At 69.1% G+C, this 24,563-nt stretch carries 20 protein-coding genes; 7 read left to right on the forward strand and 13 right to left on the reverse strand.

The features are described from left to right. Positions 1-193 precede the first annotated feature (193 nt). On the reverse strand, positions 194-1,846 hold the full coding sequence (locus tag QHF85_RS12210; protein ID WP_281327314.1) for a TIM44-like domain-containing protein: 1,653 nt from the start codon (positions 1,844-1,846) through the stop codon (positions 194-196). Beyond that, the gene (locus QHF85_RS12215) at positions 1,843-2,469 is read right to left on the reverse strand and encodes a hypothetical protein (RefSeq protein WP_281327315.1); all 627 of its coding nucleotides are present in this window, start codon (positions 2,467-2,469) and stop codon (positions 1,843-1,845) included. The genes QHF85_RS12210 and QHF85_RS12215 overlap by 4 nt, the downstream gene beginning before the upstream one ends. 120 nt (positions 2,470-2,589) lie before the next feature. Here QHF85_RS12215 and trpS point away from each other — a divergent pair, with 120 nt between their 5' ends. The 6 genes from trpS (at position 2,590) to QHF85_RS12245 (ending at position 8,821) form a co-directional block, all read left to right on the forward strand. Continuing rightward, on the forward strand, positions 2,590-3,624 hold the full coding sequence (trpS, locus tag QHF85_RS12220; protein ID WP_281327316.1) for a tryptophan--tRNA ligase: 1,035 nt from the start codon (positions 2,590-2,592) through the stop codon (positions 3,622-3,624). 19 nt (positions 3,625-3,643) lie between these two features. Beyond that, the gene (locus tag QHF85_RS12225; RefSeq protein ID WP_281327317.1) at positions 3,644-4,183 is read left to right on the forward strand and encodes a GrpB family protein; all 540 of its coding nucleotides are present in this window, start codon (positions 3,644-3,646) and stop codon (positions 4,181-4,183) included. A 466-nt stretch (positions 4,184-4,649) separates the two neighbouring features. Beyond that, on the forward strand, positions 4,650-5,894 hold the full coding sequence (locus QHF85_RS12230) for an AAA family ATPase (RefSeq protein WP_281327318.1): 1,245 nt from the start codon (positions 4,650-4,652) through the stop codon (positions 5,892-5,894). Next, positions 5,891-6,301, forward strand: coding sequence for a hypothetical protein (locus tag QHF85_RS12235; RefSeq protein WP_281327319.1), 411 nt, complete (start codon positions 5,891-5,893; stop codon positions 6,299-6,301). Before QHF85_RS12230 ends, QHF85_RS12235 begins: the two co-directional genes overlap by 4 nt. Before the next feature lie 2 nt (positions 6,302-6,303). Next, positions 6,304-6,858 carry an LOG family protein gene (locus tag QHF85_RS12240; RefSeq protein ID WP_281327320.1) on the forward strand — a complete coding sequence of 185 codons (555 nt, stop codon included), beginning with the start codon at positions 6,304-6,306 and terminating at the stop codon, positions 6,856-6,858. 265 nt (positions 6,859-7,123) lie between these two features. Next, a complete protein-coding gene (locus tag QHF85_RS12245) occupies positions 7,124-8,821 on the forward strand; it encodes a PAS domain-containing sensor histidine kinase (protein WP_281327321.1) in 1,698 nt (565 codons plus the stop codon). On the opposite strand, the gene QHF85_RS12250 is transcribed toward QHF85_RS12245, so the two are convergent. The 4 genes from QHF85_RS12250 to QHF85_RS12265 all read right to left on the reverse strand — a co-directional run bounded on the left by QHF85_RS12250 (position 8,818) and on the right by QHF85_RS12265 (position 14,648). After that, positions 8,818-10,539, reverse strand: a complete 1,722-nt coding sequence (locus QHF85_RS12250; RefSeq protein ID WP_281327322.1) for a class II glutamine amidotransferase — start codon at positions 10,537-10,539, stop codon at positions 8,818-8,820. The two genes, QHF85_RS12245 and QHF85_RS12250, sit on opposite strands and share 4 nt — an antisense overlap. Before the next feature lie 4 nt (positions 10,540-10,543). Further along, entirely contained in the window at positions 10,544-11,512 is a 969-nt protein-coding gene (locus QHF85_RS12255) for an alpha-E domain-containing protein (protein WP_281327323.1), read from the reverse strand. After that, entirely contained in the window at positions 11,509-13,002 is a 1,494-nt protein-coding gene (locus QHF85_RS12260) for a circularly permuted type 2 ATP-grasp protein (protein WP_281327324.1), read from the reverse strand. The genes QHF85_RS12255 and QHF85_RS12260 overlap by 4 nt, the downstream gene beginning before the upstream one ends. 158 nt (positions 13,003-13,160) lie before the next feature. Further along, on the reverse strand, positions 13,161-14,648 hold the full coding sequence (locus tag QHF85_RS12265; protein ID WP_281327325.1) for a protein kinase: 1,488 nt from the start codon (positions 14,646-14,648) through the stop codon (positions 13,161-13,163). Positions 14,649-14,692: 44 nt separating this feature from the next. Here QHF85_RS12265 and QHF85_RS12270 point away from each other — a divergent pair, with 44 nt between their 5' ends. After that, positions 14,693-15,262, forward strand: a complete 570-nt coding sequence (locus tag QHF85_RS12270; RefSeq protein WP_281327326.1) for a CAP domain-containing protein — start codon at positions 14,693-14,695, stop codon at positions 15,260-15,262. 9 nt (positions 15,263-15,271) lie between these two features. Here the strand turns inward: QHF85_RS12270 and QHF85_RS12275 are convergent, their stop codons facing one another. From QHF85_RS12275 to QHF85_RS12305, 7 genes are all read right to left on the reverse strand, one after another. Next, positions 15,272-16,831 carry a 3,4-dehydroadipyl-CoA semialdehyde dehydrogenase gene (locus QHF85_RS12275; protein ID WP_281327327.1) on the reverse strand — a complete coding sequence of 520 codons (1,560 nt, stop codon included), beginning with the start codon at positions 16,829-16,831 and terminating at the stop codon, positions 15,272-15,274. 137 nt (positions 16,832-16,968) lie between these two features. Further along, positions 16,969-18,171: a hypothetical protein gene (locus QHF85_RS12280; RefSeq protein ID WP_281327328.1), complete on the reverse strand. Its 1,203-nt coding sequence runs from the start codon at positions 18,169-18,171 to the stop codon at positions 16,969-16,971. A gap of 137 nt (positions 18,172-18,308) precedes the next feature. Next, the gene (locus QHF85_RS12285; RefSeq protein ID WP_281327329.1) at positions 18,309-19,835 is read right to left on the reverse strand and encodes a TolC family protein; all 1,527 of its coding nucleotides are present in this window, start codon (positions 19,833-19,835) and stop codon (positions 18,309-18,311) included. A gap of 61 nt (positions 19,836-19,896) precedes the next feature. After that, complete coding sequence (locus tag QHF85_RS12290; RefSeq protein ID WP_348652730.1) at positions 19,897-20,574, reverse strand: tetratricopeptide repeat protein; 678 nt, start codon at positions 20,572-20,574, stop codon at positions 19,897-19,899. A 119-nt stretch (positions 20,575-20,693) separates the two neighbouring features. Next, positions 20,694-22,958, reverse strand: coding sequence for a DEAD/DEAH box helicase (locus tag QHF85_RS12295; protein WP_281327331.1), 2,265 nt, complete (start codon positions 22,956-22,958; stop codon positions 20,694-20,696). A gap of 18 nt (positions 22,959-22,976) precedes the next feature. Then, a complete protein-coding gene (locus QHF85_RS12300; protein WP_281327332.1) occupies positions 22,977-23,468 on the reverse strand; it encodes a hypothetical protein in 492 nt (163 codons plus the stop codon). Between the two features lie 19 nt (positions 23,469-23,487). Beyond that, positions 23,488-24,504, reverse strand: coding sequence for a tetratricopeptide repeat protein (locus QHF85_RS12305; RefSeq protein WP_281327333.1), 1,017 nt, complete (start codon positions 24,502-24,504; stop codon positions 23,488-23,490). Positions 24,505-24,563: the final 59 nt, after the last annotated feature.

The raw sequence follows: 24,563 nt of genomic DNA on the forward strand, positions 1-24,563 counted from the left end.
GGGACCGCATCGCCGGCTGAACCGTCAGCGCCGCTGTCTTGCCTGGCAGGGTCGTTGCCCGTCTTGATTCGGCCTGTTCGATGAACTGCGCGGAGCGCAGTTCATCGACCCTCAGTCCAGCGCGGGCGCTGGTCCGGGTGCAGGGGCGGACAGCCCCTGCTGGGGCCTGGGGCAACGCCCCAGCGCGGCGCCTTCACCCTCGATAGACCTCGTCCTGCTCGATTCGCGAGAGCACCCAGTCGAATTCGCCGGCGGTGACGTGCGCGCTGCAATGGGTGCATGCGCCGCTCATGTTGATTTCGGCGTTCGGGGCGCCGCAGTTCGGGCAGACGGGATCGACACGCGGGGCGCCGCGTCGCTCGGCGCCGCGAAGGAGCGTCCAGTATTCGCTGTAGACGCGCTCCTTTGTTTTGCTGCCGGCAACGACCTTGTCGTCCTCGTCGAGCGTGAAATCGCGACATGAGGCGAAGACGCGTACTGTGACGGCGTCGTAATACGTGTCGGAGAGGACGCGGGCGAGGTCGATCGAGACGATGCGCGCGTCCTCTGTGATGTTGCGCAGCTTCTGGTTGCGGTAGGTGTCGATCCAGTATCGCTGCGATTGAAAGAGGTTGTCCGAGAGGTACGGGCGGACGATGGCGAGGTTCTGGCTCGACCAGCCCTCGTGAAAGGCTTGGAAGATGGCTTCCACGCGCGATTTCCAGGAGGACCAGCGGAGCTCTGGGTCCTTCTTTTTGAGCGCGGACCATTTTGATTTCATGTCTGGCGCGACGACGGTCGGTAGGTCCGTCCCGACTTCCTCGGTCGTGCCTGTGAGCATGGGGCCGCGGGGCTCGCGGGCCTCGATGTCGATCGAGAAAACCGTCCAGTCGTGCTCGCCCGTGGAGGCGACCACGCCGCAGTAGGGGCATTTCGCGCCGATGGCCTTGTCCTGCGGCGCGCCGCAGTTCGGGCAGCCGAAGAGCTTCGTTTTCTCGGGGGGACGTGATTTCACGTCGGGATCCCGGACGAGGCGCCATTTCTCGGAGATCCAGTAGCTCTGCGGTTCGCCGTCGGCCGAGACCTCCGTGTAGTTGACCTCGAAGCCGACCACGAGCTCGATCCGACGGACGGGCTCGCTCTGCGCGACGACCGCCTCGAAGCGCATCGCGCCGATGACGACGTCGCGGACCTCGGACGCAGGGTAGGGCGAATAGGCGGCGATCGCGCCCTCGGCGAGGTAGCTGCCGAGCGCGTCGAGCGTGCCCTTGCCACGCGCGGCCTGGACTTCGGCGTAGAGCGCGTAGAGAAAATCTTCGAAGAGGACACGCGAGAAATTCGTGTCCTTGCTGCCGAGGGCGAGCAGCGCGGATTCGATGGCGGGATGGTTCTTTCGCCGGCGCGCCTTCTCCGCTTTTGCCTGTTTTCGTTCGCGCTCGCGCTGTCGGGCCGGGCGCGGGCGCTCTTCGTCGGGATCCGGCCGGCTCGATTCCCAGCCGCGCTCGGCCTCGCGTTGCTTCTGGAGGATGTTGCTCGCGATGACGAAAATGACCGTCATGACGAGCACGACGAGCGCGAATGGGCCCGAAAAGCCCGCGGGCTCGCCGCTGGACGAGCTCGATCCCGAGGACGATGACGGCGATGAGGACGAGGACGAGCGGCTCCCGGACGAGCCACTCCACGGCGACGAGGACGAGGAGCGGCTCGAGCTCGAAGAGGAGGACGATGACGAGGACGACGAGCTGCTTCGGCCGCTGAAGGTTTGCCCTCCGCCTGGGCGCGCGGCCGCGTCGTCGACGATAAACGGCGCGGCGAGGCCAATGCCGGCCGCGAGGACGAGCGCCGCGAAACGCTTGGTTCGTTTCATGCGCTCACCTCGTCCGCGAGCTCGTTTTCGTCGTCCTCGGCGCGCGGGAGCGTTCGCCCGAGCGCGTCGCCGAGCTCCGCCAGCGCCGCGAGGAACGCCGGGAGCCCGCCCGTTTGCTCGACCGATGCCTCGATGCGCCGCCGCGCGGCGGCGAAATCGTCGCCGAGCGCCTCGAAATCGAGGCCGATGTCCCCGACGAGCTCGACGCGCTGCTCGAACGTGGAGACGTAGACCAAGAGCCCCGTGCGCCCGCGGGTGCGGGAAATGGCGCGCTCCACGAACGAGGCGCAGGCCGCGCGCCGGACGTTTTCGGCCATGAGCCGACGCGACGTGAGCGCGCGCCGGAGCGGCGGGACGTTCGCCGAGAGGGATCCGCCGAGGGCGAAAACGAGGAGGATCTCGACAGGCAGGAGGTCGTCGTCGAACGGCGCGGGGTGAAAAAGAAACACGCAAAGCGCCACGAGCGAGAGCACGAAACCGACGAGCCAATCGGTATGCCGGTAGTGGCCGGAGACGGCGCGGACGACGACGACGACCTCGGCGGAGGTCTTCGCTTCGAGCGCCCGAATGGCCCGCGAGACCTCGTCTTTTGCCTTGGATTCGAGCAAATCCCGAGCGCGCATCGTCGTCCGCCCGGAGGGTAGAGGGGCCACCCGCAGGGAGCAAGGGCGAATGGCGGGATCGCCGGATAAGCGGGACGGCGAGGGGTTGACGCGCGGGGCAGCCGGCGATAAAGGGCACGCGTGAGCGAGTCGACCCAGCAGCCCAAGAAGCCAGTCATCTTGTCGGGGATCCAGCCGAGCGGCCAGCTCGCGCTCGGCAACTACGTGGGCGCCCTGAAGAACTGGGTCGAGCTGCAGCAGCAGTACGACTGCATCTTCCTGGTCGTCGATCTGCACGCGCTGACGGTGACGCAGGTGCCGGCAGAGCTCCGGAACCGCTGCCTGTCGTTCGCAGCGCAATACATTGCGTGCGGGATCGATCCGGACGCGTCGACGATCGTGATTCAATCGCACGTGCCGCAGCACGCCGAGCTCGCGTGGGTGCTCGGGACGATGACGTACACGGGCGAGCTGTCGCGCATGACGCAATTCAAGGACAAGTCGGCCCGGCACGAGGAGAACATCAATGCGGGTCTGTTCACGTACCCGGTCTTGATGGCGGCGGACATCCTGATCTACCAGGCGAACCTGGTGCCGGTCGGGGCCGATCAGAAGCAGCACCTCGAGCTCGCGCGGGACGTGGCGCAGCGCTTCAACCATCGATATTCGGAGACGTTCGTGACGCCGGACATCTTCGTGCCCAAGGTCGGCGCGCGGATCATGAGCCTGCAGGAACCGACGAAGAAGATGTCGAAGAGCGATCCGAACCCGGACAACTACATCGCGGTGCTCGATACGCCGGACGTGATTCGCCGGAAGTTCAAGCGCGCGGTGACGGACTCGGAGACGGAGATCCGCTACGACGTCGAGAAGAAGCCGGGCGTGTCGAACCTCCTGACCATTCAAGCGGCGCTGACGGGCCAGCCGGTGGAGGCGGTGGAGGCGCATTTCGCAGGGAAGGGATACGGCGATCTGAAGTCGGAGGTCGCCGACGTGGTGGTGGCGACGCTGGAGCCGTTCCAGAAGCGCTATCAAGAGGTCATGGCAGACAAGGCCGGGCTCGAGCAGATCCTCGCGCGAGGCGCGGAGAAGGCGCGGGCGCGGGCGTGGAAGACCTTGTCGAAGGTGTACAAGAAGGTCGGGCTCGTGCCGGCCGCGCCGCCGGCGAAGGGGTAGCCAAAAGAGGGGAGGGGCCATGCGCGGGGACATCGACGAGCCGATCTCGATCGTCGCCTACGATCCGCGCTGGCCCCTCGACTACGAGGCGGAATCTCTGCGGGTGCGGGCGGCGCTCGGGCCGGTCGTGCGGGCGATCGAGCCGTTCGGGAGCGCGGCGGTGCCGGGGCTCGTGTCGAAGCCGATCGTCGACATCCTGGTCGGCGTGGCCGATTTACAGGAAGCGAAGCCGCACGTCGCGAAGCTCGTCGCGATCGGGTACGAGGACTTTGGCCAGATCTTCGTTGCCGAGCGGATCTACCTGCGAAAACGTGGGACGCCGCCGCATTTCAACGTGGCGGTGACGGCGTACGGGGGGCCGTTCTGGGAGACGAATCTCGCGGTGCGCGATTATCTGCGGAGCCATCCGGCGGAGGTGGAGGCGTACGCGCGGCACAAGCGGGAGGCCGTGGAGGCCGGGGCGACGATGTTTTCGTCGTATTCGCAGGCGAAGGACGTGTTCTTGCGGGGGCTCCGGGAGCGGGCGCTGGCCTGGACCGTGGGGCGGGACACGGCGTAGGCGGCCAAGCGGCGTTCAGACGCGCCAGGAGGCGCTTGCAACGCGTGCAAAGGCTGATCCGAACGGTCCGAGTGGTGCTTGCAACGCTTGCAGACGGGTTTCGGGGCGTTCCGATCGGTGTTTGCAACGCTTGCAGGCGGGGTTCGGGGCGTTCCGCTCGGCGCTTGCAACGCTTGCAGGCGGGTTTCGGGGCGCTCCGATCGGCGCTTGCAACGCGTGCAGGCGGGGTTCGGGGCGCTCCGATCGGCGTTTGCAACGCGTGCAGACGGGGTTCGGGGCGTCCTTTCGGCTCTTTGGACCGGGCGACGACACTCTTCCGGTCGTTCAGACCTCCGTTTGCGCCCCGCACGCAACGGATCCGGTGTGTGACCACACATCGGTTGACAACCGGAGACGGGTGGAAGCTGGCGCGCCGCATGCTTGCCAGGACGACCCGGCAGGGTGCTAGGCTCCCAGGCGGAGCGCCATGCGACTGTTCGACCTGTCCCTGCAGAACATCGGCCCCTTCGATGATGCCAAGCTCGAGTTTTTGACGGGCGAGGAGGGGGAGGTGCCGGTAGCGATCATCACCGGCGAGAATGGGACGGGGAAGACGATCCTTGTGGATGCGATACGCGGGTTGTACGGTATGGGCTACGCGGCGCTCGAACGCTCGCTCACTCGACCGGGAATACCATTTCGGCTAGGGATGACCGTCACCGCGGAGGAGCGTCGACGAGTCGTCACCTCCACGACCCAGGTCATGGTGGGTCCGCAACACTTTGCCCTTCATACAAACGACGCCGACTTAGCGCACCTCCCTACACAAGTTAACGGCAACCGTCCGGCCCCGAATTGGGTCGTCGACTTTTGGCGCTCATCTCAGCCAAGCGACGGGTTCGCCATTCAGCAACTCGCACGACAAGACCCCAAAAGCTTTCTCATTGGGTCATTGAACGGAATTCAGCGCAACGCCACCGTTACCGAGCTGATCTGCCACTTCGATTACCTGCGCAGCAGCGATGATCCCAAGGAGAAAGCGGATGGCGATCTCCTCTACGAGACGATGCGCTACATCTTTCGCGTCAGCCTGCTCGATGGCGAGCTCAGCCATGTCGCCCGCCGCGACTTCACCCCCATGGTCCGCCAGAGCGGCCAGCTCGTCCCCCTCGCCAACCTGAGCAGCGGCAACGCCTACCTGGTCCAGCACCTCATCTCGCTACTCGGCAAGATGTACGCGGTCCACGTCCTCCGCGAGACCCACGCCGAGGACCTCTGCAAGACGCCGGGCCTCCTCCTCATCGACGAGGCCGAGAACCACCTGCATCCGCGCTGGCAAAAGCGTTTCCTGCGCGACGTGCTTCGCATCTTCCCCAATCTGCAAATCATCGCCACCACGCACTCGCCCTTCATCGTGGCCTCGGTCCCGGGCGCGAAGGTCTTCGTCTGCCGGTATGATCGCGACCGCAAGACCTGCGTCGTCGAGGACGAGTCCCGGCACTACGAGAACAAGCCCATCGAGGAGATCCTGCTCTCCTCGGCCTTCGAAGAGACGCAGCCCTTCGGGCCGGACATGACGGAGCTCATCGAGGTGCGGAAGCAGGCCGTGGAGACGGGGGACGAGGAACGAAGGCGAGAGATCGAGGCGGAGCTGAAGAGGCGAAACCCCGACTACTTCTCGTACCTCGACATCAACGAGCGGCTCGCCGCGCTGCGTGAGAAGGCCTCTTGATCGCGATCAAGCGCGCCGCGGAGCCCGAAGTGCTCCAGAAGCACAAGGGGAAGTGGAACCGGGCGCGGCATATTCCTCCCCACGATTGCGTCGATCCATGCCGCGAAGGCGTTCGCCCCGAGGAACACCTGGCGTTCGACGACGAGATCATCCGTGCGAAAAACGAGTCTGCAACGGGACTCCGGACAATCCAGAAATACGGCCTGAGCCGTGAAACTCTGGACCTCAAGCGCATCCGGCGGCTCCAATCGCTGCTCAAGGTCGTCGACGCCATCAAGGACAGGATGATAGAGTCCGGCCGGAAGACGCTGACGAGCGAAGAGCTTTCGCTCTTGCGTAGCTTCGCGCAGCCGGACGCACCCTTTTCCTCGATGTGCGGCTGCTACCTCGAAACGCACGGGTTTTGACCATGCCCCGCCCCCTCCTTGCCATCATCGGTGACGGCACCGCGCTCCCTGGGTCTCCTGCGTATGAAGCTGCTTTCGAGGCCGGTCGTGCGGCTGTCGAGGTGGGCTTTCGGGTCCTCACGGGCGGCCTCGGGGGCGTCATGGAGGCGGCTTGTCGGGGCGCGCGGGCGTCGAGTCGGTATCGGGAGGGGGATACCGTGGGGATCCTTCCGGGGCACGACCCGCGTGCTGCCAATACGTACGTCGATATCGCGATTCCGACCGGGCTCGGGCATTTGCGGAATGCGCTCGTCGCGCACGCGGATGCCATCGTCGCCGTTGGCGGGGGCGCGGGCACGCTCTCCGAAATCGCCATGGGCTGGATCCACGATCGAATCGTCGTGGCGGTGGAGATCGCAGGCTGGAGCGGTGAGCTCGCAGGGCTGCGAATCGACGACAGACAACGATTCCCGGACACAACCGACGATTACGTGATCCCCGCCACCTCCGGCACGGATGCGATCCGTCAAGTCGTCGCCGCTCTCGCCGAACGAGCCAGCCGCCAAACCGCCCCCTGACCCCGAAAAACGCCCACCCCTCCCAACACGACGCCCCCAACCCCCTCGCAACCCTGCCCAGCGAGCCAGCAGCCATACCGCCGGGTAGGCCCGAACGAAACGCAGTGAAGTGAGGGCCGTAGGGTGTCGCCCCATCGAGGGCGACACCCTCCCCAAAAGTGTGGCAGGATGGGCGGGGTTTTCGCGTATGAAGGCTTTGCTCGTCGGTTCTTCCAAGGCTGATCCGCAGCCGATCGAACGGTTGCTTCGGGATCAGTGCAGTGACGTGACCGTCGTTCCTGCCTTGGAGGTCGCGGCGGCTTCGAGCGCGGGGACCGGGATCGCCGTGCTCGTCTCGTCCGAGGACGAGCAGGACTTCGCTTCGATCATGGCCGCTTGTCGTGCGCTCCGGAGCGCCGCGGACGGCGGGCCCGTCGTCCTCGCGCTGGCCGCGACGCCCGAGCACGTCGAGGTGCTCTGCGACGAGGGCGTCGATGATTTCATGCTCTGGCCGGGCAACGAGAGCCTGTTCACGTCGCGCGTGGGGCTGCTCTTTCGGCGTGTCGCGCAGCGGAAGAAGGATGCGGTGCGGGCCGCGATGCTCGGGGATGCTCTTCGGCATGCCGAGCGCAGCGAGCAGCGGTTTCGGCACCTCGCGGAGAGCTCGACCGAGATCCTCGCGCGCTTCTCGCCCGGCGGCGTCCGGCTCTACATCTCGCCGGCTTGTCGCACCGTCCTCGGCTACGAGCCCGATGAGCTGCTCGGGTCGAGCATCCTCGACATCCTGCATCCGTCGGATGTCTCGAAGCTGCTCGAGGCGCTCGGCGCGCTCGACGCGGGCGCGCAGGTCGCGGGCGCAATCATCCGGCTGCAACGCAAGGATGGCGAGTACGCGTGGCTGGAGACGATCAGCCGGCCCGTGCGGGATCCTCGCACCGACGTGATCGAGGAGCTCGTCACGGTCTCGCGTGACATCACGCAGATGATCCACGCCGAGCAGGAGAAGCTCGAGGCCGAGGCGCGGCTCGCGGTGATCGATGCGATCCCCGATCCGCTGTCCGTCGAGGACGACACGGGGCGGATCACCATCGCGAACCGCGCTTTCTGCGCGCTGCTCGGGCGATCGCGCGAGGAGGTCCTGGGGCAGTCGGCGGATGCGCTCAAGCCTGCGCCGAAGGGCGGGAGGCCGGATCGGTGGCCGCAGACGGGGGACGAGCGCGAGGTGACGCTGACGGCGCCCGATGGCTCGCGGCGTGTGCTCGCCGAGAAGCGGGCGCTGCTCGCGGTGCGCAAGGAGGAGCGGCTGCTCGTGTCGGTCTTGCGCGACATCACCGAGCAGCGGCAACGCGAGGCCGAGGCGCGGCTCGCCACGGCGGCGGCGCTCTCCGCGGGGGTGTCGCACGAGATCAACAATCCGCTCTCGTACTTGATCGGCAACATCAAGTTCGTGGCCGAGGCGCTCGGCGCGACGAAGAGCGCGGACGTGGCGAAGGCGCTCGAGGAGGCCGCGAGCGGGGCGAAGCGGATCGCGACGATCGTGCGCGACATGCGGATCCTCGGCGAGGCGTCGCGGGGGACGCCGGCGCGGACGAACATCAAGCGCGTGGTGGAGGCCGCGGTGCTGCTCACGAGCGGCGCGATCGAGACGCGCGCGCGGCTCTCGTCCGAGGTGGCCGATGTGCCGCTCGTCGCGGGGGAGCCGGCGCGCGTCGCGCTCGCGCTCGTGGACGTCTTGCTGCGGACGGTGCGCGCGCTGCCCGAGGGCGATCCGAAGGCGAACGAGGTGCGTGTCGTGCTCGCGCCCGCGGGCGAGGACATGGTCTGCTTGGAGGTGTCCGGGAGCGGGCGCGGCGCGGAGCCGGGCGCGGAGGCGGGGCTCTCGCTCAGCGAGAGCATCGTGTCGGCGCACGGCGGGCGGATCGACGTGGAGAGCGCGCCGGGGCGCGGGACGCGGCTGCGGCTGATGTTTCCGGTCGCTGGTTAGTCGACGGGCGTGACGTGGACGGCGACGTCGAGCGTCTCGCGGACGCCGCTCACGTAGATCGTGCCCGAGGTGGGGGTCGCGTCGACGTAGTTGCGGCCGACGGCGAGGCGCACGTGATCGGTCTGCGTGACGACGCCGCTCGTGGGGTCGAAGCCTTTCCAGCCGACCTCGGGCAGGTAGACCTGCACCCAGGCGTGTGACTCCTCGGCCATGACGTGGTTCGGTTGTTTCGGGCCCGTATAAAGGTAGCCGCAGACGTAACGCGCCGGGACGCTGAGCAGGCGGGCGAGGCAGATGAAGAGGTTCGCGAAGTCCTGACAGACGCCGGTGCGCCGCGTGTAGACCTCGTAGGGCGTCGTCGAGAGGCTCGTCGATCCCTTCTGGTAGAGGTAGTCGCGGTGGATCGTCTGGTTCAGGTCGATGAGCGTGTCGACGAGGTCGTAGTCGTTGCGCTCGACGAAGGTCATCGCGTAGCGGGCGAGGACTTCGAGCTGGCTCTCGGGTAGCTCGGGCGGCAGGAGGTAGGGCTGCAAAACCTGCCGCTGCCAGGGCATCCACACGAGCGGGATGGTGCTGCGCGCGTGGAAGGGGCGCAGGCCGAAGGGCTCGGTGTCGAGCAGGCTGACCTCGGAGCGCGCCTCGATCACGAGCTCGGTGTAGCTCTGCTCGATCACGATCTTTCGCGCACGGTTGCCGAAGACGTCGTCGTAGTCGCGCTGCTTGCCGTCGACGGAGAGCGTGATGGTGGAGCCGTGGAGCGTCTGCAGGCGGTCGTGGATCGGCGTGAGGCGGAGGAGATGCGAGCTGCGCCCGACGGGTTTGTCGTAGTGGTACGAGGTGCGGTGGACGATGGACAAGCGGCGCGGCTCGGCGGGCGCGGGGCGCTGGAGCTCGCGGCCGGCGGCGCGCGGAGCAGGGGCGGCGCCGGGCGGCATGTCGACGAGGAGGGCGCCTTGCCGCACGACGAGGAGCTGCCCCGGGGACATGGCCTGCCAGGTGGCGCCGGTGCCTTCGAGGGGGTTCGAGGCGACGAGGACGCCCTTCTGCGCGCTCACACCGCGACGGCCGAAATCGAGGAGGAGATCGGCGTCTTCGAGGACGAGTTTTTCGTAGGGCGGGCGGACGGTGCCGAGGTGCAGGCGTCCCTCGCCGTGGGCGTCGGCGTAGGCGAGGAGATCACGGCCGTCGGTGAGGACGGAGCTCATGCTGCCGTGTTCGGCCATGCGCTCGAAGAAGGCGCGGACGGCGGAGGGATCGGCGTCGCCGATGCTGCGCCAGCCGTTCTGCGCGAAGAAGGCGAGGAGCTCGCAGAACACGAGCTCGCTGTCGGTGGAGCCGGTGGGTTCGAAGAGGCCTTTGGTGTTCGAACGTTCGAGGCGGTGGCGGAGGCTGCCGCTGTGGGAAAAGAGCCAGTCACGGCCGGCGTAGCTGCGGCAGAAGGGCTGGGTGTTGGCGTCGCTGATCGCGCCCCACGTGGCGGTGCGGATGTGGAGGACGAAGAGCGAGGCTTCGAGGTGCTCCCAGGCTTTGACGAGCTCGCTGCGGATGGATCCGTGCGGGGGCGCGGGCTCCTTGAGGACGGAGGCGCTGGGCTCACCGCCCGGGTAGTAGCCGAGGCCCCAGCCATCGGGCGGGCGCGTCGAGCCCGGGTGGAGGCAGCGCAGGTCGAAACAAGGCGCGAGCTCGCCCTCGAACGACATGGCGAGGAGGTTCGGCATGCGGTCAGGATACGGCGGAACCGCCCCCGTAGCCGAGCAGCTCGCGGCCGATCTCCTCGCAGATGCCGGCCGTCTCCGAGACGACGTACGTCGCGAGGTCGTGGATCGGCAGGATCGTCTCGGGCGTCTGCGACGCGAGCCACGCGTCGAGCGCACCAAGGCGGGCGAGGGTGCGCTCGCCGGGGAGATCACGCGCGCCTGCGGGACGGATCGAGAGGAGCCGGGCGTGGGCCTCGGCGACGGCGTGCCGGACGGAGCGGGGGAAGAGGGGTTCGAGGATCAGGAACGCGGCGACCGCGGGGCCCGTCACGCGGCCCTGGTGTCGCTTCATGAAAGGCTCCTTGCCGGAGCACGAGCGCAGGATCGAGAGCCAGACGCCGGTCTCGACGACCTCGAGGCGCGCCTCGTTCTTGCTGAGCGCGTGGTGGTGCACGTCGACGATGCGGGCCGAGTGGCCGGCGCGTTCGAGCAAGAGGCCGAGCGAGAGGAAGTCGAGCGGGTCGTCGTGGAGCATCGTGCTCTGCAAGAGGCCCCGGCAAAGCTCGATGGCGCGGCGGATGGTCCGGTAGAAGGCGTAACGGTTCGTCGCGTACTCGTCGCGCGCGGCGGGGCTCTGCGACCAGAGGTAGAGCTCGTTCAGCGTCTCCCAGACTTCGAGGCTCACGACCTCGCGGATCGAGCGGGCGTTGTCGCGCGCCGCGGCGATCGAGCGGACGAGCGAGACGGAGTTCTGCTCGTCCCAGGTCATGTAGCTCTGGACGAGCTCGCCGTCGGCCGCGGCTTCCTCGCCGTGCTTGGCGAAGAAGGCTTCGCGCTCGCCGGAGACGATCACGACGGGCAGCCAGCACTGCCGGGGGCCGAGCTCGGCGTCGAGCGAGAGGTGCAGCGTCACGTGGAGGACACGCGCGGTGCAGTCGACGCGTTCGAGGTAACGACCGAGCCAGAAGCAGTGGTCGGCGACGCGGGCGATCATGGGTCGTTCCTCCCCGAATCTCTTGCTTTGAGCACCCACGTATCTTTCGAGCCGCCGCCCTGGCTCGAGTTGACGACGTACGATCCCGGCACGAGCGCGACGCGCGAGAGGCCGCCGGGCAAGACCCACGGGCCCGCGGGCGAGGTGAGGACGTACGGGCGGAGGTCGACGCGGCGTGGCACGAGCGCGCCCGTCGCGCTGTCCCTCGTCGGGCAGGTGCTCAGCTCGAGGCGCTCCTGCGCGATGAAGCGGCGCGGATCGGCCTCGATGCGGCGGCGGAACGCGTCGCGCTCGGCGGCCGAGGCGGTGGGGCCCATGAGCATGCCGTAGCCGCCTGCCTCGTCGACCGATTTGACCACCAATCGATCGAGGTGGTCTCTGACGTATCGGAGATCCTCGTCGCGGGCGCAGACGAAGGTGTGGACCTGGGCGAGGATCGGCTCCTCGGCGAGGTAGAAGCGGATCATCTGCGGCACGAAGGCGTAGACGGCCTTGTCGTCGGCGACGCCGTTGCCGAGGGCGTTCGCGAGCGCGATGTTGCCCTTCGCGTAGGCGCGGACGAGGCCGCGGACGCCGAGGAGGCTGTCGGGGCGGAAGGCCTCGGGGTCGAGGAAGGCGTCGTCGATGCGGCGGTAGATGACATGCACACGGCGTGGTCCGCGCGTGGTGCGGAGGAAGACGCGATCGTCGTCGACGTAGAGGTCCGCGGGCTCGACGAGCTCGAGGCCCATCGTGCGGGCGAGGAAGCTGTGCTCGAAGTACGCGGAGTTGTAAGGGCCAGGCGTGAGCACGACGGCGTGCGTGTCGTCGTGCGGGGCAGGGGAGACCGAACGCAAGACCTCGGAGAGGCGCGCAGGGTAGTGCTCCACCGGATGCACGCGGGCCTCTTCAAAAACCTTCGGCAAGACGCGCTTCGAGACGATGCGGTTTTCGAGGACGTACGAGACGCCGGAGGGCGTGCGGAGGTTGTCTTCGAGGACGCGGAAGACGCCGTCAGGGCCACGCACGAGGTCGATGCCCGCGACGTGGATGCGCACGCCGCCCGGCGGACGGAGGCCCCGCAGCATCGGCAGGTGGTGCTTGGCGCCGAGGACGAGGTCGCGGAGGAGCGGGTCTTCGGCGAGGATGCGCTGCTCGCCGTAGACGTCGTCGAGGAACATGCCGAGCGCGCGCACGCGCTGCTCGAGGCCGCGCTCGACGTGGGAAAAATCCTCGGCCGAGACGAGGCGCGGGATGAGGCAAAACGGGAAGATCTTCTCGGTGCCGCGCGAGTCCGCGTAGACGGAGAAGGTCACGCCCTGGTTGAGGAGGGCGCGTTCGGCGAGGCCCTGCCAGCGCGTGATCGCGTCGGGCGAGGTGGAGGCGAGGGGAGCGAGCGCGCGTCGAAAGGGGAGGCGCAGGTGCCCGCCCGGTTCGAGCAGCTCGTCGTAGGTGCCGGGCGCGCTCGGGTACCCGGAGAAGAGGCTCGACGGGTGCGGTTCTTCAGCCACTGTCTCCAGTGTATCCAGGAAGAACGCAGCGCGTAAAGAGCGCGTCAGAGAATCGTGCAGGCCTCACGAGGAAGTTCGAGGCGTGGCAGCCGTCGGGGAAGGACGCGCGATCGAGTTTGTCGCTGTCGAAGCCCGACATGGGGCCGACGTCGAGGCGTTCACTGCGTCAGAAAAAACACGACGGCGCCCACCGTGATCCCCACGAGGACCGCGATCGGGACGAGGAGCCAGAAGCTCGTGCCGCCCTTCTTCTTGCGTGACGCCGCGCGAGGTTTGTCGGTGGCGAGCGGGGCCGCCGCGGGCTTTTTCGTCCGGTCGTCGGCCTTCACGGTCACGACCATCGGCGGCTTCGGCGACGAGGGCTTTTTCGCGCCCGGCGGAGGCTCGCGGCCCGTCGCGAGCGTGTCCGTGACCGACGGCGCGGCGGGGATCGTGGGCGAGGAGCCGAGGACGGGCTCGGCGTCAGCCGGGACGCGGATGATGACGCCTTCCTTCGAGGTCTTGCCGCCCTCGGGATCGGTGTCGTGATCGGCGTCGGCCGGGGCGATGGGCTTGAGGGCCTTGCGCTTGACCGTGAGCTGCTCGGAGGGGAGCGTCGATTGCTCGGGGATCGTGGCGTGCGCGACGCGGACCGACTCGACCGGGACCTCCGCGATGTTGCGGCGCGAGGGAGGAAGCGGCCCGGCCTCGTCGCGCGCGGTGCCGCCGAGCCGATGCGGCGTGGTGCGTAGCTCCGGCAGGACCTTTTCGAGCGCGGCCTTGAGCTCGGCAGCGTTCTGCTGCCGCTGCGCGGGCCACTTTTCGAGCGCCGTGAGGATGATCGCCTCGAGCCCCTTGTGCATGAAGGGCGTGGCGTGGCTCGGCCGCGGCGGCGGCTGGCGGATGTGCTTCAAGGCGATGTCGATGATGGAGTCGCCGCTGAAGGGGATCTGGCCGGTGACGAGCTGATAGAGGAGCACGCCGCACGCGTAGATGTCGCTGCGCGGGTCGACGGACTCGCCGCGGCACTGCTCGGGCGACATGTACTCGGGCGTGCCGACGATGACGCCGACGGTGGTGATCGCGGAGCTCGGCGCGGCGCTGATGGGCGCCGCGTCTGCGCTTTCCCCCTCCTTCGGCTCCTTGAGCTCCTTGTCGAGGATCTTGGCGATGCCGAAGTCGAGGACCTTGATGCGCTCGCGGCCGGCGGCGTCGGGCTGGCCGAGGATCATGATGTTCTCGGGCTTCAAGTCGCGGTGCACGACGCCCTGCTCGTGCGCGACCGTGAGCACGTCGCAGACCTCCATCAAGATCCGCGCGGCCCTCGCCTCGGACAGGCGCCGCTCGATCGAGAGGATCTCGAAGAGATCGCGGCCCTGGAGCAGCTCCATCGCGATGTAGGCGACGTTCCCGTCGACGCCGTAATCGATGATCTGGACGGTGTTCCGGTGGTTCAAGCGCGAGGCGGCCTTGGCCTCGCGGCGGAAGCGCTTGGCGAACGTGGTGTCGCGCGCGAGCTCCGGGTGCATGACCTTGACCGCGACCTCGCGCGGGTCGGCGTCCTGCACGCCGCGGTACACGGTCGCCATGGCTCCCTCGCCGAGGAACGAGGTGATCCGGAACCGACCTGCCAGGGTGCTTCCGATGAGGGCCGCGGCGGTGCTCATACGAACGGGAACATCCGGCAGCCTATCGCGATAAGATGCCCCGCATGGTGAAAATGTGCCGCTTGGCTTCGTTCCGCGGGTCCGTTTGGCCCATCCTGCCCGTCCTCGCAGCGCTCGGCCTCGCCCCATGGACGCTGGGTTGCTCGACGGTCGAGTACGCCGACAGCGTGAGCCAGGCGAATCCGCTGGACGCCATCGAGAGCGATCTCGTCGGCCGGCTGAACGACATGCGCACGAAGGCAGGCGTGCCGATCTTGAAGGTCTGCGCGACGCTGAACCAGTCCGCGTCGGCGCACAGCGACGACATGCGGGACAAGGGTTACCTCAAGGACATCGGGCCGGACGGATCCACGGCGGTGACGCGCGCTTGTGAGGCCGGATTCTCCGTGGCGTGCGACGGGAGCATCGGGATGGCCGAGCTCCTGGCGAAGGGAAACGCCGTGGCCTCGGCGACGCTCGACCAGTGGGCCGCGGACACAGGGACGCAGCCGGTCCTCGTGAACGGGGATTTTTTGACGGTCGGGGTGGGGCGATCGATGGGCGGAGAGACGGCAGTCTGGACGCTCGATCTCGCAGCGGCGGACGATCCGAGCTGTGACGACGCGGCGCCGTAGCAGGCGCTGTCAGCTCTTCAGATCGAGCGCGGCTTCGAGGATGGGCCGCGCGCCCTGGATCGCCGCGCGGTGCGAGTAGAACGCGAGGCCGCGGCGTCCGCCGAGCTCCTCGCCGCCGCCCGCGCGGCCAGGGCCGCCGTGCACGCTCTGCGGCAAGACCGTGCCCGGGCCCGGCGTCTGGTCGGCGATCTTCTCGCTGCCGAAGTACAGGCGACCGTGGTACGGGGACAAACCGAAGATCATGTCGGTGACGAAGGCCCGATCGTCGCTGTACACCGAGCCGACGAGCATGCCGCCGCCGCGGCGGACGAGGTCCGTCGCGCGAGCCGAGGAGCCGTCGTAGGGGACGATCGTGGCGCAGGGGCCAAAGACCTCGTGCTGGTGGACGTCACGCGCCGCATCGGGATCCTTGCAGTGGAGCAGCGTGGGCGGGACGAAGTAGCCCTTACCGTCCTGCGCGCCGACGCGCTCGAACGCGCCTTCGCCGAGGACGATCGAGGCCTCCGCAGAGAGCTTCTGGATGCCGGCGCGGATGTCGCGGAGCTGCGCGGCCGTCGCGAGCGGGCCGACGGTGACGCCTTCGAGGGCAGGGTCGCCGACCTTGATGTCGCGCAGCAAGCTGACGAGCTCGTCCTTGATCTCGGCCTCGATCGCCGAAGGGACGAGGATGCGGCGGATGGCGGTGCACTTCTGCCCAGCCTTCTGCGTGATGTCGCGGGAGACCTCGCGCAGGAACATGCGGTACGTGTCGGAGCCCGAGGCGACGTCGGGCCCGAGGACAGCCGTGTTGAGGCTGTCGGCCTCGATGTTGAGGCGCACCGAGCCATGCACGACGGCAGGCATGGCGCGGAGGCGCGCGCCGGTGTCCGCGGAGCCGGTGAAGGCGAGGACGTCCTGGCCGCCGAGGTGATCGAGCATGTCGCCGGGCGCGCCCGCGATGAAGGAGAAGGCGCCCGCGGGGAGGATGTTCGCATCGACGAACAGGCGAGCGATCCGGTACGCGAGGAGCGCGGTGCTCGTCGCCGGCTTGGAGACGACGGGCATGCCGGCGAGCAGCGCGCAAGCGGCCTTCTCGGCGAGGCCCCAGGCGGGGAAGTTGAAGGCGTTGATGTGCACCGCGACGCCCGCGCGGGGGACGAGGACGTGGTAGCCGAAGAAACGAGGGCTCCGGCCGAGCTTCTCGCCCTCGCCGTCGACGAGGAAACGAGCGTCGCCGAGCTGCTTGCCGAGCTCGGCGTAATACGCGAGCGTGCCGGAGGCGCCGTCGATGTCGAACTTCGCGTCGCTGCGGGTGTTGCCACCGTTCTGGATGGCGACCTCGATCAGGGCGTCGCGGTTCGCGTGGATGGCGCGGGACAAGGCGAGGAGCAGCTCGCCGCGCTGCGCGAACGAGAGGGCGCGGAGCGCAGGGCCGCCGACGTCGCGGGCAAACGAGAGAGCTCGTGCGAAGTCGATGCCCTCGGTGCTGGCCTCCGCGATCGGCTCTTCGGTCGTCGGATTGACGAGCGCGGCGGCCTTGCCGGAGCCGTGAACCCAGGCGCCTGACACGTAACTGGCAAGTCGTTCCATCGGTCCGCGCTCTATACCGCGGACACGCGCCACGCGGAACCCGGGAGCGCAGCCACCGAACCAGCAGCCATACGCTGGGGTAGCGCGCCGCCCGCGCGGCGCGCGTAGGGGGCCGGCCCGAGCCGGCCCCCTCTTGATCAATCCATGAAGTCGGGGTCGTCGCAGGCGGCCTGGCGGAGGGCGCGCTTCGTGACGGTCTTGTTCGAGGATTGGCCCTTCTTCGTCTTGATCTCGACGCTGTCGGGCGTGTCCTGGAACCAGAACTCGATCGTGGTGGGCAGCTCCCAGATGTTCTTCGTCCGGTCGAGGGCCTTGAAGCGGTTGTTGTTGCCGAGCCCGACGTTGATCGTCTTGTACTCGTCCGTCTGGACGATGAAGCACGTGTTCGAGTCGGCCGTGCGGCCGGGGGCGTAGACGTAGCCGTTCGTGCCCGACTTGAACTCGAAGGTGAAGCTCTCGAGGACCTTGCCGCTCGCGTCCTTCGCTTCGAGCTTGTGGGGGCCGCTCGCCACGTTCTTCGTGACGACGACCGCCGCGTTCTCCGTGGGCGCGTTCTTCAGGTCCTTGGCGAGCTCCTCACCGTCGAGCGTGACGGTCACGCCGTCCTTGCCCGTGACGTTGATGATGCGGACCGAAGGGTGCGTGGCGCCGTACCAAGCGAACCCGCCGAGACCGATGATGCCCACGACCACGGCGACACCGATGCCCACGACCTTGAGCATGTTCATCTGGAAGCCGCCGCCCTGCGTGTGCTGCGGCATGGGCGCGCCCATCGGAACGCCCATCGGCGGCGCGCCCATCGGAACGCCCATCGGCGGCGCGCCCATCGGAGCGCCCATCGGCGGCGCGCCCATCGGAACGCCCATCGGCGGCGCGCCCATCGGAGCGCCCATCGGCGGCGCGCCCATCGGCATCCCGGGCTGCGGGCCGTACCCCATCCCCGGCGGACCCCCATATCCCTGCTGCGGATCCCCGCCCATCGGAGGTCCACCCATCCCCGGCTGCGGGCCATACCCGGGCTGCTGCGGCGGGCCATACCCCGCCTGCTGCTGCGGGTCGTAGCCTCCTTGTTGCGGCGGACCATACCCGGCCTGCGGCTGCTGCGGCGGGCCATACCCCGCCTGCTGCTGCTGCGGCGGGCCATACCCGGCCTGCTGCTGCTGCGGGTCGTAGCCTCCTTGCTGCGGCGGACCGTACCCGGGCTGCTGCGGCGGGCCATACCCCGCCTGCGGCTGCTGCGGAGGGCCGTAAGCGCCTCCCTGCTGAGGATAGCCTTGCGGCGGATAGCCGGGCGGACCTCCCGGGGGATACCCCCCACCCGAGGGCGGCATGTTGGCCATGGCGGATTCTCCTTCAAAACGAGCCGTCGTCGCGCCGCGTCACGCGAGCGCGCACCCCCCTGCGAGCGGGCGACGCGATGATAGGAGCGATCCGAATCGGCTGTCTCGGGCAAAGAGGAAAACCGCGGGCGCCCCTGTCAGCCGTCGCAAACGGCCGCCGAGAGCAGGGCGGAGATCTTGGCCCGGATGAGCTCGAGCTCGCGGACGGCCAGATCGAGCTCCGCCTGGCGAAGGCGCTGCGCCGAGTCGACAAGCTCGAAGCTCGTGGCCGTGCCGGCCTCGTACGCGACCTGCGTGAGCCGCGCGGTCTCCTGCGCGAGCTCGCGGGCCTTCGCAGAGATCGCAAGGGCCTGCTCCTGCACCTCGACGGAACGCATCGCCTGCTGCACGTCGAGCCGGGCCTGGCGCTCGGCCGCCTCGACGCGCGCCTTCTGGCTCTCGACCGCGGCCCGGTTGGTCTTCACCTCGCCGTAGCGCGTGCCCTCGTAGATCGGGACCGTGAGAACGGCGCCGATCGTCCACGTGTACCGGGGGATGTTGAGCTGGAGCTGCTGCTGGTTCGTCCAGGTCAACTGCGTCGTCGCGTCCATCGTGGGCAGGAAGCCGAGGCGCGACTCGTTCACCTGACGCTCGGCCACCTTGAGCTGGGTCCGCGCGGCGATGACGTCGGGGCGATCCTCGGGTTTGCCCGCGCTGCACGTGGAGCGCACGCTCTGCTGGATGTCGTCGAGCGTGATGGTCGGCGGCACGCCGTAGGGGACCGTGTCGCCGAGCGCGAGGCCGAGCGCTTCACGCGCGCGCTTGAGGGACTCGTCGCTCTGCACGATCTGGCTCCGCGCGAGGTTCGCGTCCTGCTCGGCGCGCACAACGTCGAGCTGCGTGCCCGTGCCGAGGCGCGCCCTGCGCTTCGTGAGCTCGAGTCGTTCGAGCGAGGTGCGCAGTCCACTTCGGTTGATCTCGCTCGTGCGCTCCGCCGTCACGATGTTCACGATCGCGCTCGCGATGTTGGCGAGCAGGAGCCGCCGCCGATCCGACAAGCTCGCCCGCGCCGCGTCCACGCCGAGGTTCGCCGTGCCCATGGCGTACCAGTTGCGCAGCGACAGGATCGGGACGCGCCCGGTGAGCTGCAAGTTCAAGACAGGGCTCGGCGGCGTGACGATCTCCGTGACGCTGGCGCTGGCCGGCCCGCCAGGGCAATCCGCCGCCGAGGTCACGGGCACGCCGAGGGTGAGCGGTTGCCCGCCGCCCACCGGGATAGAGATGTTGCAAGAGACCGACTCCCGCGTCGTGCGGACCATGTGGTGCGTGAACGAGCCGTTCCCCGTCAAGGTCGGCAGCGCGCGCCCGAGCGCCACGCGGCTCGCTCCTTCCGCGCGCGCGACCTCGGCCTCCGCGATGCGCAGATCCGGCGCGCGCGTCTCGATCAACGTGACCGCTTCGCGCCACGTGTTCAGCGTCTTCGGCGCGGGCGGGATCGCCGCGAGCAGCGGATCCTCGACCGTGAGCGGAGGCGGCGTCGCCGGGGCTTGCGGCGCGGCCGGCGCCTGTGGCGCGGCCGGCGCACGTGGATCGGGCTGTTGCGCCGCGACCGGGACGGCGGTCGAGAGCGCCACGAGAGAGAGCAACGGCAAGAGGAGAGAGACGCGGGCTCGGCCTGGACGCATGGGGGCATCGATGTACCACCACGCGCGCGACGACAAGAAGGAAGCGAGGTCGAAGCAGCAGTCAGTCGCGCGCGGAAGGCCGCTGGCGCGCCCGCTGCTTCTTCGGTTTGCCGCGCCGCTCGCGGCCCGAGGCCTCCGCGGTCTCCGGCGCGCCTGCGTCGAGCCAGCGCCAGAGCGCCATCTGATCGGCCGTGGCCCCGCGCCGGATGGCGCGCTTCAGCACACGCTTGGCGGCCACGAGCTTGCCAGAGCGCGCGAGGGCGTGCGCGTAACTCGCGGCGATGTCCGCCTCCTCGGGCTGCGCCTCGCTGGCCTTCGCGAGCAAGGGGAGCGCGTCGTGCGGACGGCCCAGGGCCACGTCGTAGAGGTGGCCGAGGTTGTGCGCGTACCAGGGGTTGTCCGGCGAGAGCGCGAGGGCCCGCTCGTAGGCGCGCGCCGCATACCGAAAGTTTCGCAAGAGCGACTGCGCCAGGCCCATGACCGCCCACGCGCCGTCGTCCCGGCCGTCATGCGCGAGGACCTTGCGAGCAAAGAGCGCCGCGCGCCAAGGGTCGTGCTCGACGCCGAGCTCGGCGAGCTGCCGATGCGCCGCGACCCACGGCACGCTGCCCGGCTCGGCGATGCGCGTGATGCGCGCGAGCAGAGGGAGGATGTCTTCGACGCCGAGGCCTTCGGCGATCGCGCCGTCGACCTCTTGCCGGAGCCGCCCGACCTCGTCCTCCCATCCGCGCCGCGCCATATCCAAGGGGATACGACCTTCGCGCGCGCTCCGCCAGCGGGGTATTTGGAGAGCAGGACGCCGGTGGTGATCCGGCGTCCCGAGTGTCGACCAAGGGCGGAGATCGCCGCGAATTTTGCTCAGGGCTCGACAGCGCCCGCAGCGTCCGCGTCGATTTCGCCGCCCGCGCCGCCGCGCTCCCGCGCCGGTTCGGCGCTCACGGTGCGACCGGCAAGCGTCGCTCCCGACAAGCCGGCCACGGCGCGCGAGAGCTCGGTGCGCCGGACGCTGACGAACGCGTTGCGCTCGCGGACGCGGATCCGCTTGACATCGGACTTGTCGAGGCCGATCTGGTCGAGCAAGAGCGCCTGGAGGTCGGCCGCGCGGACGCCGTCGCGGCGGCCCACGCTGACGAAGACCTCGGCGTAGTCCCCGGACGAACCCTCCTGCGGGCGCCCCGGATCCGTCTCGTCCGGACCAATCTCGCGCGTGACCTCGCGCGCCACGTCACGCGGGCCCGAGACCGCCGCGTCGCCGAGGATCGGCTCGTCGTCGCCCTCCTCCTCCGGCGGCTGCCAGCTCGTGAAGTCGGCGTGACGCACCGGAGCCGCCGCGCGCGCCTTCGGCGGCGGCAAGGGATCAGCCGCGCTGACGGGCGTCGGCGCGACCTCTTCCCCGCCGCGCGCGCGAACCGGCCGCGGCATCTCGGGCCGACCTTCGCGACGCCCTCGCGTACGACGACCCGACTCCCGCGGCTCACGCTCCTCGCCGGCGGCGCGCTCTTCACGCTCCTCCCGACGCGGCCGCTCCTCGCGCTCCTCGCGGCGCGCGCGCTCTTCGCTCGACGCGCGCGGCTCGCGCTCTTCGCGGCGCGGCTTCTCTTCACGCGGCTCACGCTCCTCGCGGCGCGGCCTCTCTTCACGCGGCTCGCGCGCGGGCTTCGTCTCGGCCTTCGCCGGGGCAGGGGCCGCCTCGACGCGCTTCGGCGCGGGACCGGCGCGCCGCGCGGCGGCCGCTTCGTCCTTGGCCGTGGGCCGCGCGCCCAGGTGATCGCGCAAGAGCCCCGCGAGGATCCGCTCGGAACCGTCGTGCGAGAGAATGCGCCGCGCGAGGGAGAGATCGTCCGGGTGCGTACCTTTCGGTGCGAACGCCTCGGCGAGCATGCTGACGAGGTCGGCCTCGGCGCGCGTCTTGAGCTCGCCCTCGGTCGGGATCTGCCGCTCGATCGGGCGGATCTTGTACGTGAGCCGGACGAGGTAGAGCCCGCCGATGTCCTGCGGCGCGATGAGCGAGATCGCGGTGCCCGTGCGGCCCGCGCGCCCGGTGCGGCCCGTGCGGTGGACGTACGCCTCGGCGTCCTGCGGGAAGTCGTAGTTGATGACGTGCGTGAGCAGCGAGATGTCGATCCCGCGCGCGGCCACGTCCGTCGCGACGAGGAACCGGAGCCGGCCCTCGCGCGTCGCGCTCATGACCTTCTCGCGATCGGACTGCGGCAGGTCGCCGTTGAGCCAGTCCGCGTCGAAGCCCTGGCGCTGCAGCGCGTTCGCCACGCGCTCGGTCTCGTCGCGCGTGTTGCAGAAGACGACCGCGCTCTCCGGGTTCTCGACCTCGATCACGCGGATGAGCGCGCCGAGCTTGTCGCCCGCGACCATGTACACGAAGTGATCGATGGAGAGCGCGCCGATGTGATCACCCGAGAGCGTGACGAACTCGGGGTTCTTGAGCTTGCTCTTCGCCATCCGCTCGATGTCGGGCGGCAAGGTGGCCGAGAAGAGGAGCGTCTGGCGGTTCTCGGGCAAACGCTCGAGGATCGCGCTGAGCTCGCGCTCGAAGCCCATCGAGAGCATCTCGTCGCACTCGTCCAGCACGAGCAGGCGGATGGTCTTCGGATCGAGCGTGCCGCGGCGCAGGTGATCGAGCACGCGGCCGGGCGTGCCCACGATGACCTGCGCGCCCGCGGCGATGGCGTCGATCTGGCGCGGCATCGGCGCGCCGCCGTACACGGGCACGACACGCACGCCCTTGCGCTTGCCGAGCCGCTCGATCTCGGCCGTCACCTGCAGCGCGAGCTCGCGCGTGGGGCAGAGCGCCAGGACCTGCACGTTCGCGGCCGAGCGCTTGACGAGGTGATCGACGATCGGAAGCCCGAAGGCCGCCGTCTTGCCGGTGCCGGTGCGCGCTTGCACCACGGCGTCGCGCCCGCGCGTCGCGGGCTCCCACACGGCGACCTGCACCGGCGTGGGGTTCACGTAGCCGATCTCGGCCAGCGTCTCGCGCAGCTCGGCCGAGAGGGGCAGGACGTCGAAGGTCGGCGCGGTCGCGGCTGCCTGGCCGGCCGCTGTGGGATCACTCGTGCGAGCCTCGGAGGCGTTCGCGCCCTGGGAGGTGGGATTCTGGTCTGTCATTCGTCGCCGCTCTGGATATCAGGGGCCTTTGGGGGGTGCGCCGGCCTGGGCGAGATCCGTGTTCACGATCTCCTGTACCTGGCGCCGCAGCGGGGCCAGGTCCGAAGCCTCCCGCCGCGCTGCATGTTCCTCCGCATAGCGGAGCCGTTCGATGGCGTCGAGAGCGCCTTCGTCCTTCGCCGACCCCTTGCAGGAGGTCGAGACGCCGTCGAAGTACTGCCACTCGGGCTCGAGCGCCGCCCGAAAGCGCGCGATCGCCCCGTCCTCGCCGTCCGTACCGGGCGCCGCCGCCCGCGCCCGATCGACGGACCCGACGAGGGCCCGGAGCCCCTCGTGACAGCCGCCGTACGGGGAAGGGGGGTGGTCCGTGAAGAACACCTGGACGGAGATCTGGATGGTGCCCGCGAGGCAGGTGGCGCCGATGATGCCGTAATAAATCGCCCCGGCGACCGTGCGGCCGCGCCTTCGGGCGGAAACGGGCCTCTTGGGCCTCTCGGCGGGGGCATTCATCGCGAACGATCCCCGCCCGTCAGTTGAGCTCGCTCTCCGGGCGTTCGGCCTGCTCGGCCTCGAGGAACGTCGCGGTGATCTCGCGTTCGAGCGCCAAGCTGATCTCCCGCTCGATGCCCTCGACGCTGCCCGCGAGCCGGGCGACGTTGATGGCATACACGAAGATCCGCGCACAAGGCGCGTCCGCGCGTCCGCCGCGCGAGAGCTCGTCGGAGACGAGCCCATCGAGCAGGACGAGCGCCCGCGGATCGACGCCCTCCGCCACGAGCTCCATGCCGGGGACATCGGAGACGTACACGTCGGCCGCGTCCACGTAACGACGCAGGACCGGATTCAGCCCGGCGATCGCCTTCTGCGCGAGCCCGGCGAACGCCTCGCGTCCCGGCGCCCACGGCGGCAGGCCCATCTCGATGTCGAGCTCGCGCGCATGCAAAAAAGCCTGCGTCGCGCCGCGCATGTCGCCGCGTTCGTCCCGTACGAGCCCGAGGTAGTAGTACGCCTCGACGTGCCGCGGATCCTTCATCGCCGCCTCTTCCACGAGCCGCGCGGCCCGCTCCGTCTGCCCGATCTCGTAAAGCGCGCGCCCGACGAGGAACGTGTGGTTCGGGTTGTCATAAGGCCCGCTCGGAATCCGCTCGACGACCCGCGCCGCCTCGTCCGTGTCCCCCTTCGCGAGGAGGGCATCGAACTTGAGGAGGAGCGCGTCGATGATCTCCTCGTCGACCTCGGCGAGATCGAGGGCCTGGTCGCACATCTCGATCGCCTGGTCGTACTCGCCGAGCGGGTGGATGTAGACCTCGGCGGCGTTGAGCATCGCCTCCAGGTACGTATCGTCGAGGGCGATGGCCTGCCGGTAATTCTCGATCGCCTCCTCGCCGTCCCCTTCGAGGGCCGCGACGTAACCGAGGAGGTTGTGAGCCTCGGGGGAGTTGGGATCGAGCTCCAGCGCTCGGCGCGCCGAAGCCTCGGCGCCGCGGGTATCCCCACGCTGTACGAGATCCCACCCGCGATCGAGGTGGGCCGAGAACTGGTCCATGACGGCCTCAACAACTGTTCGACACTCCGCCCCAAGTCAAGTTGTTAAGGAGGGTGTGG

This window comes from Polyangium sp. 6x1 (assembly GCF_029946515.1).
Lineage (GTDB): Bacteria > Myxococcota_A > Polyangia > Polyangiales > Polyangiaceae > Polyangium.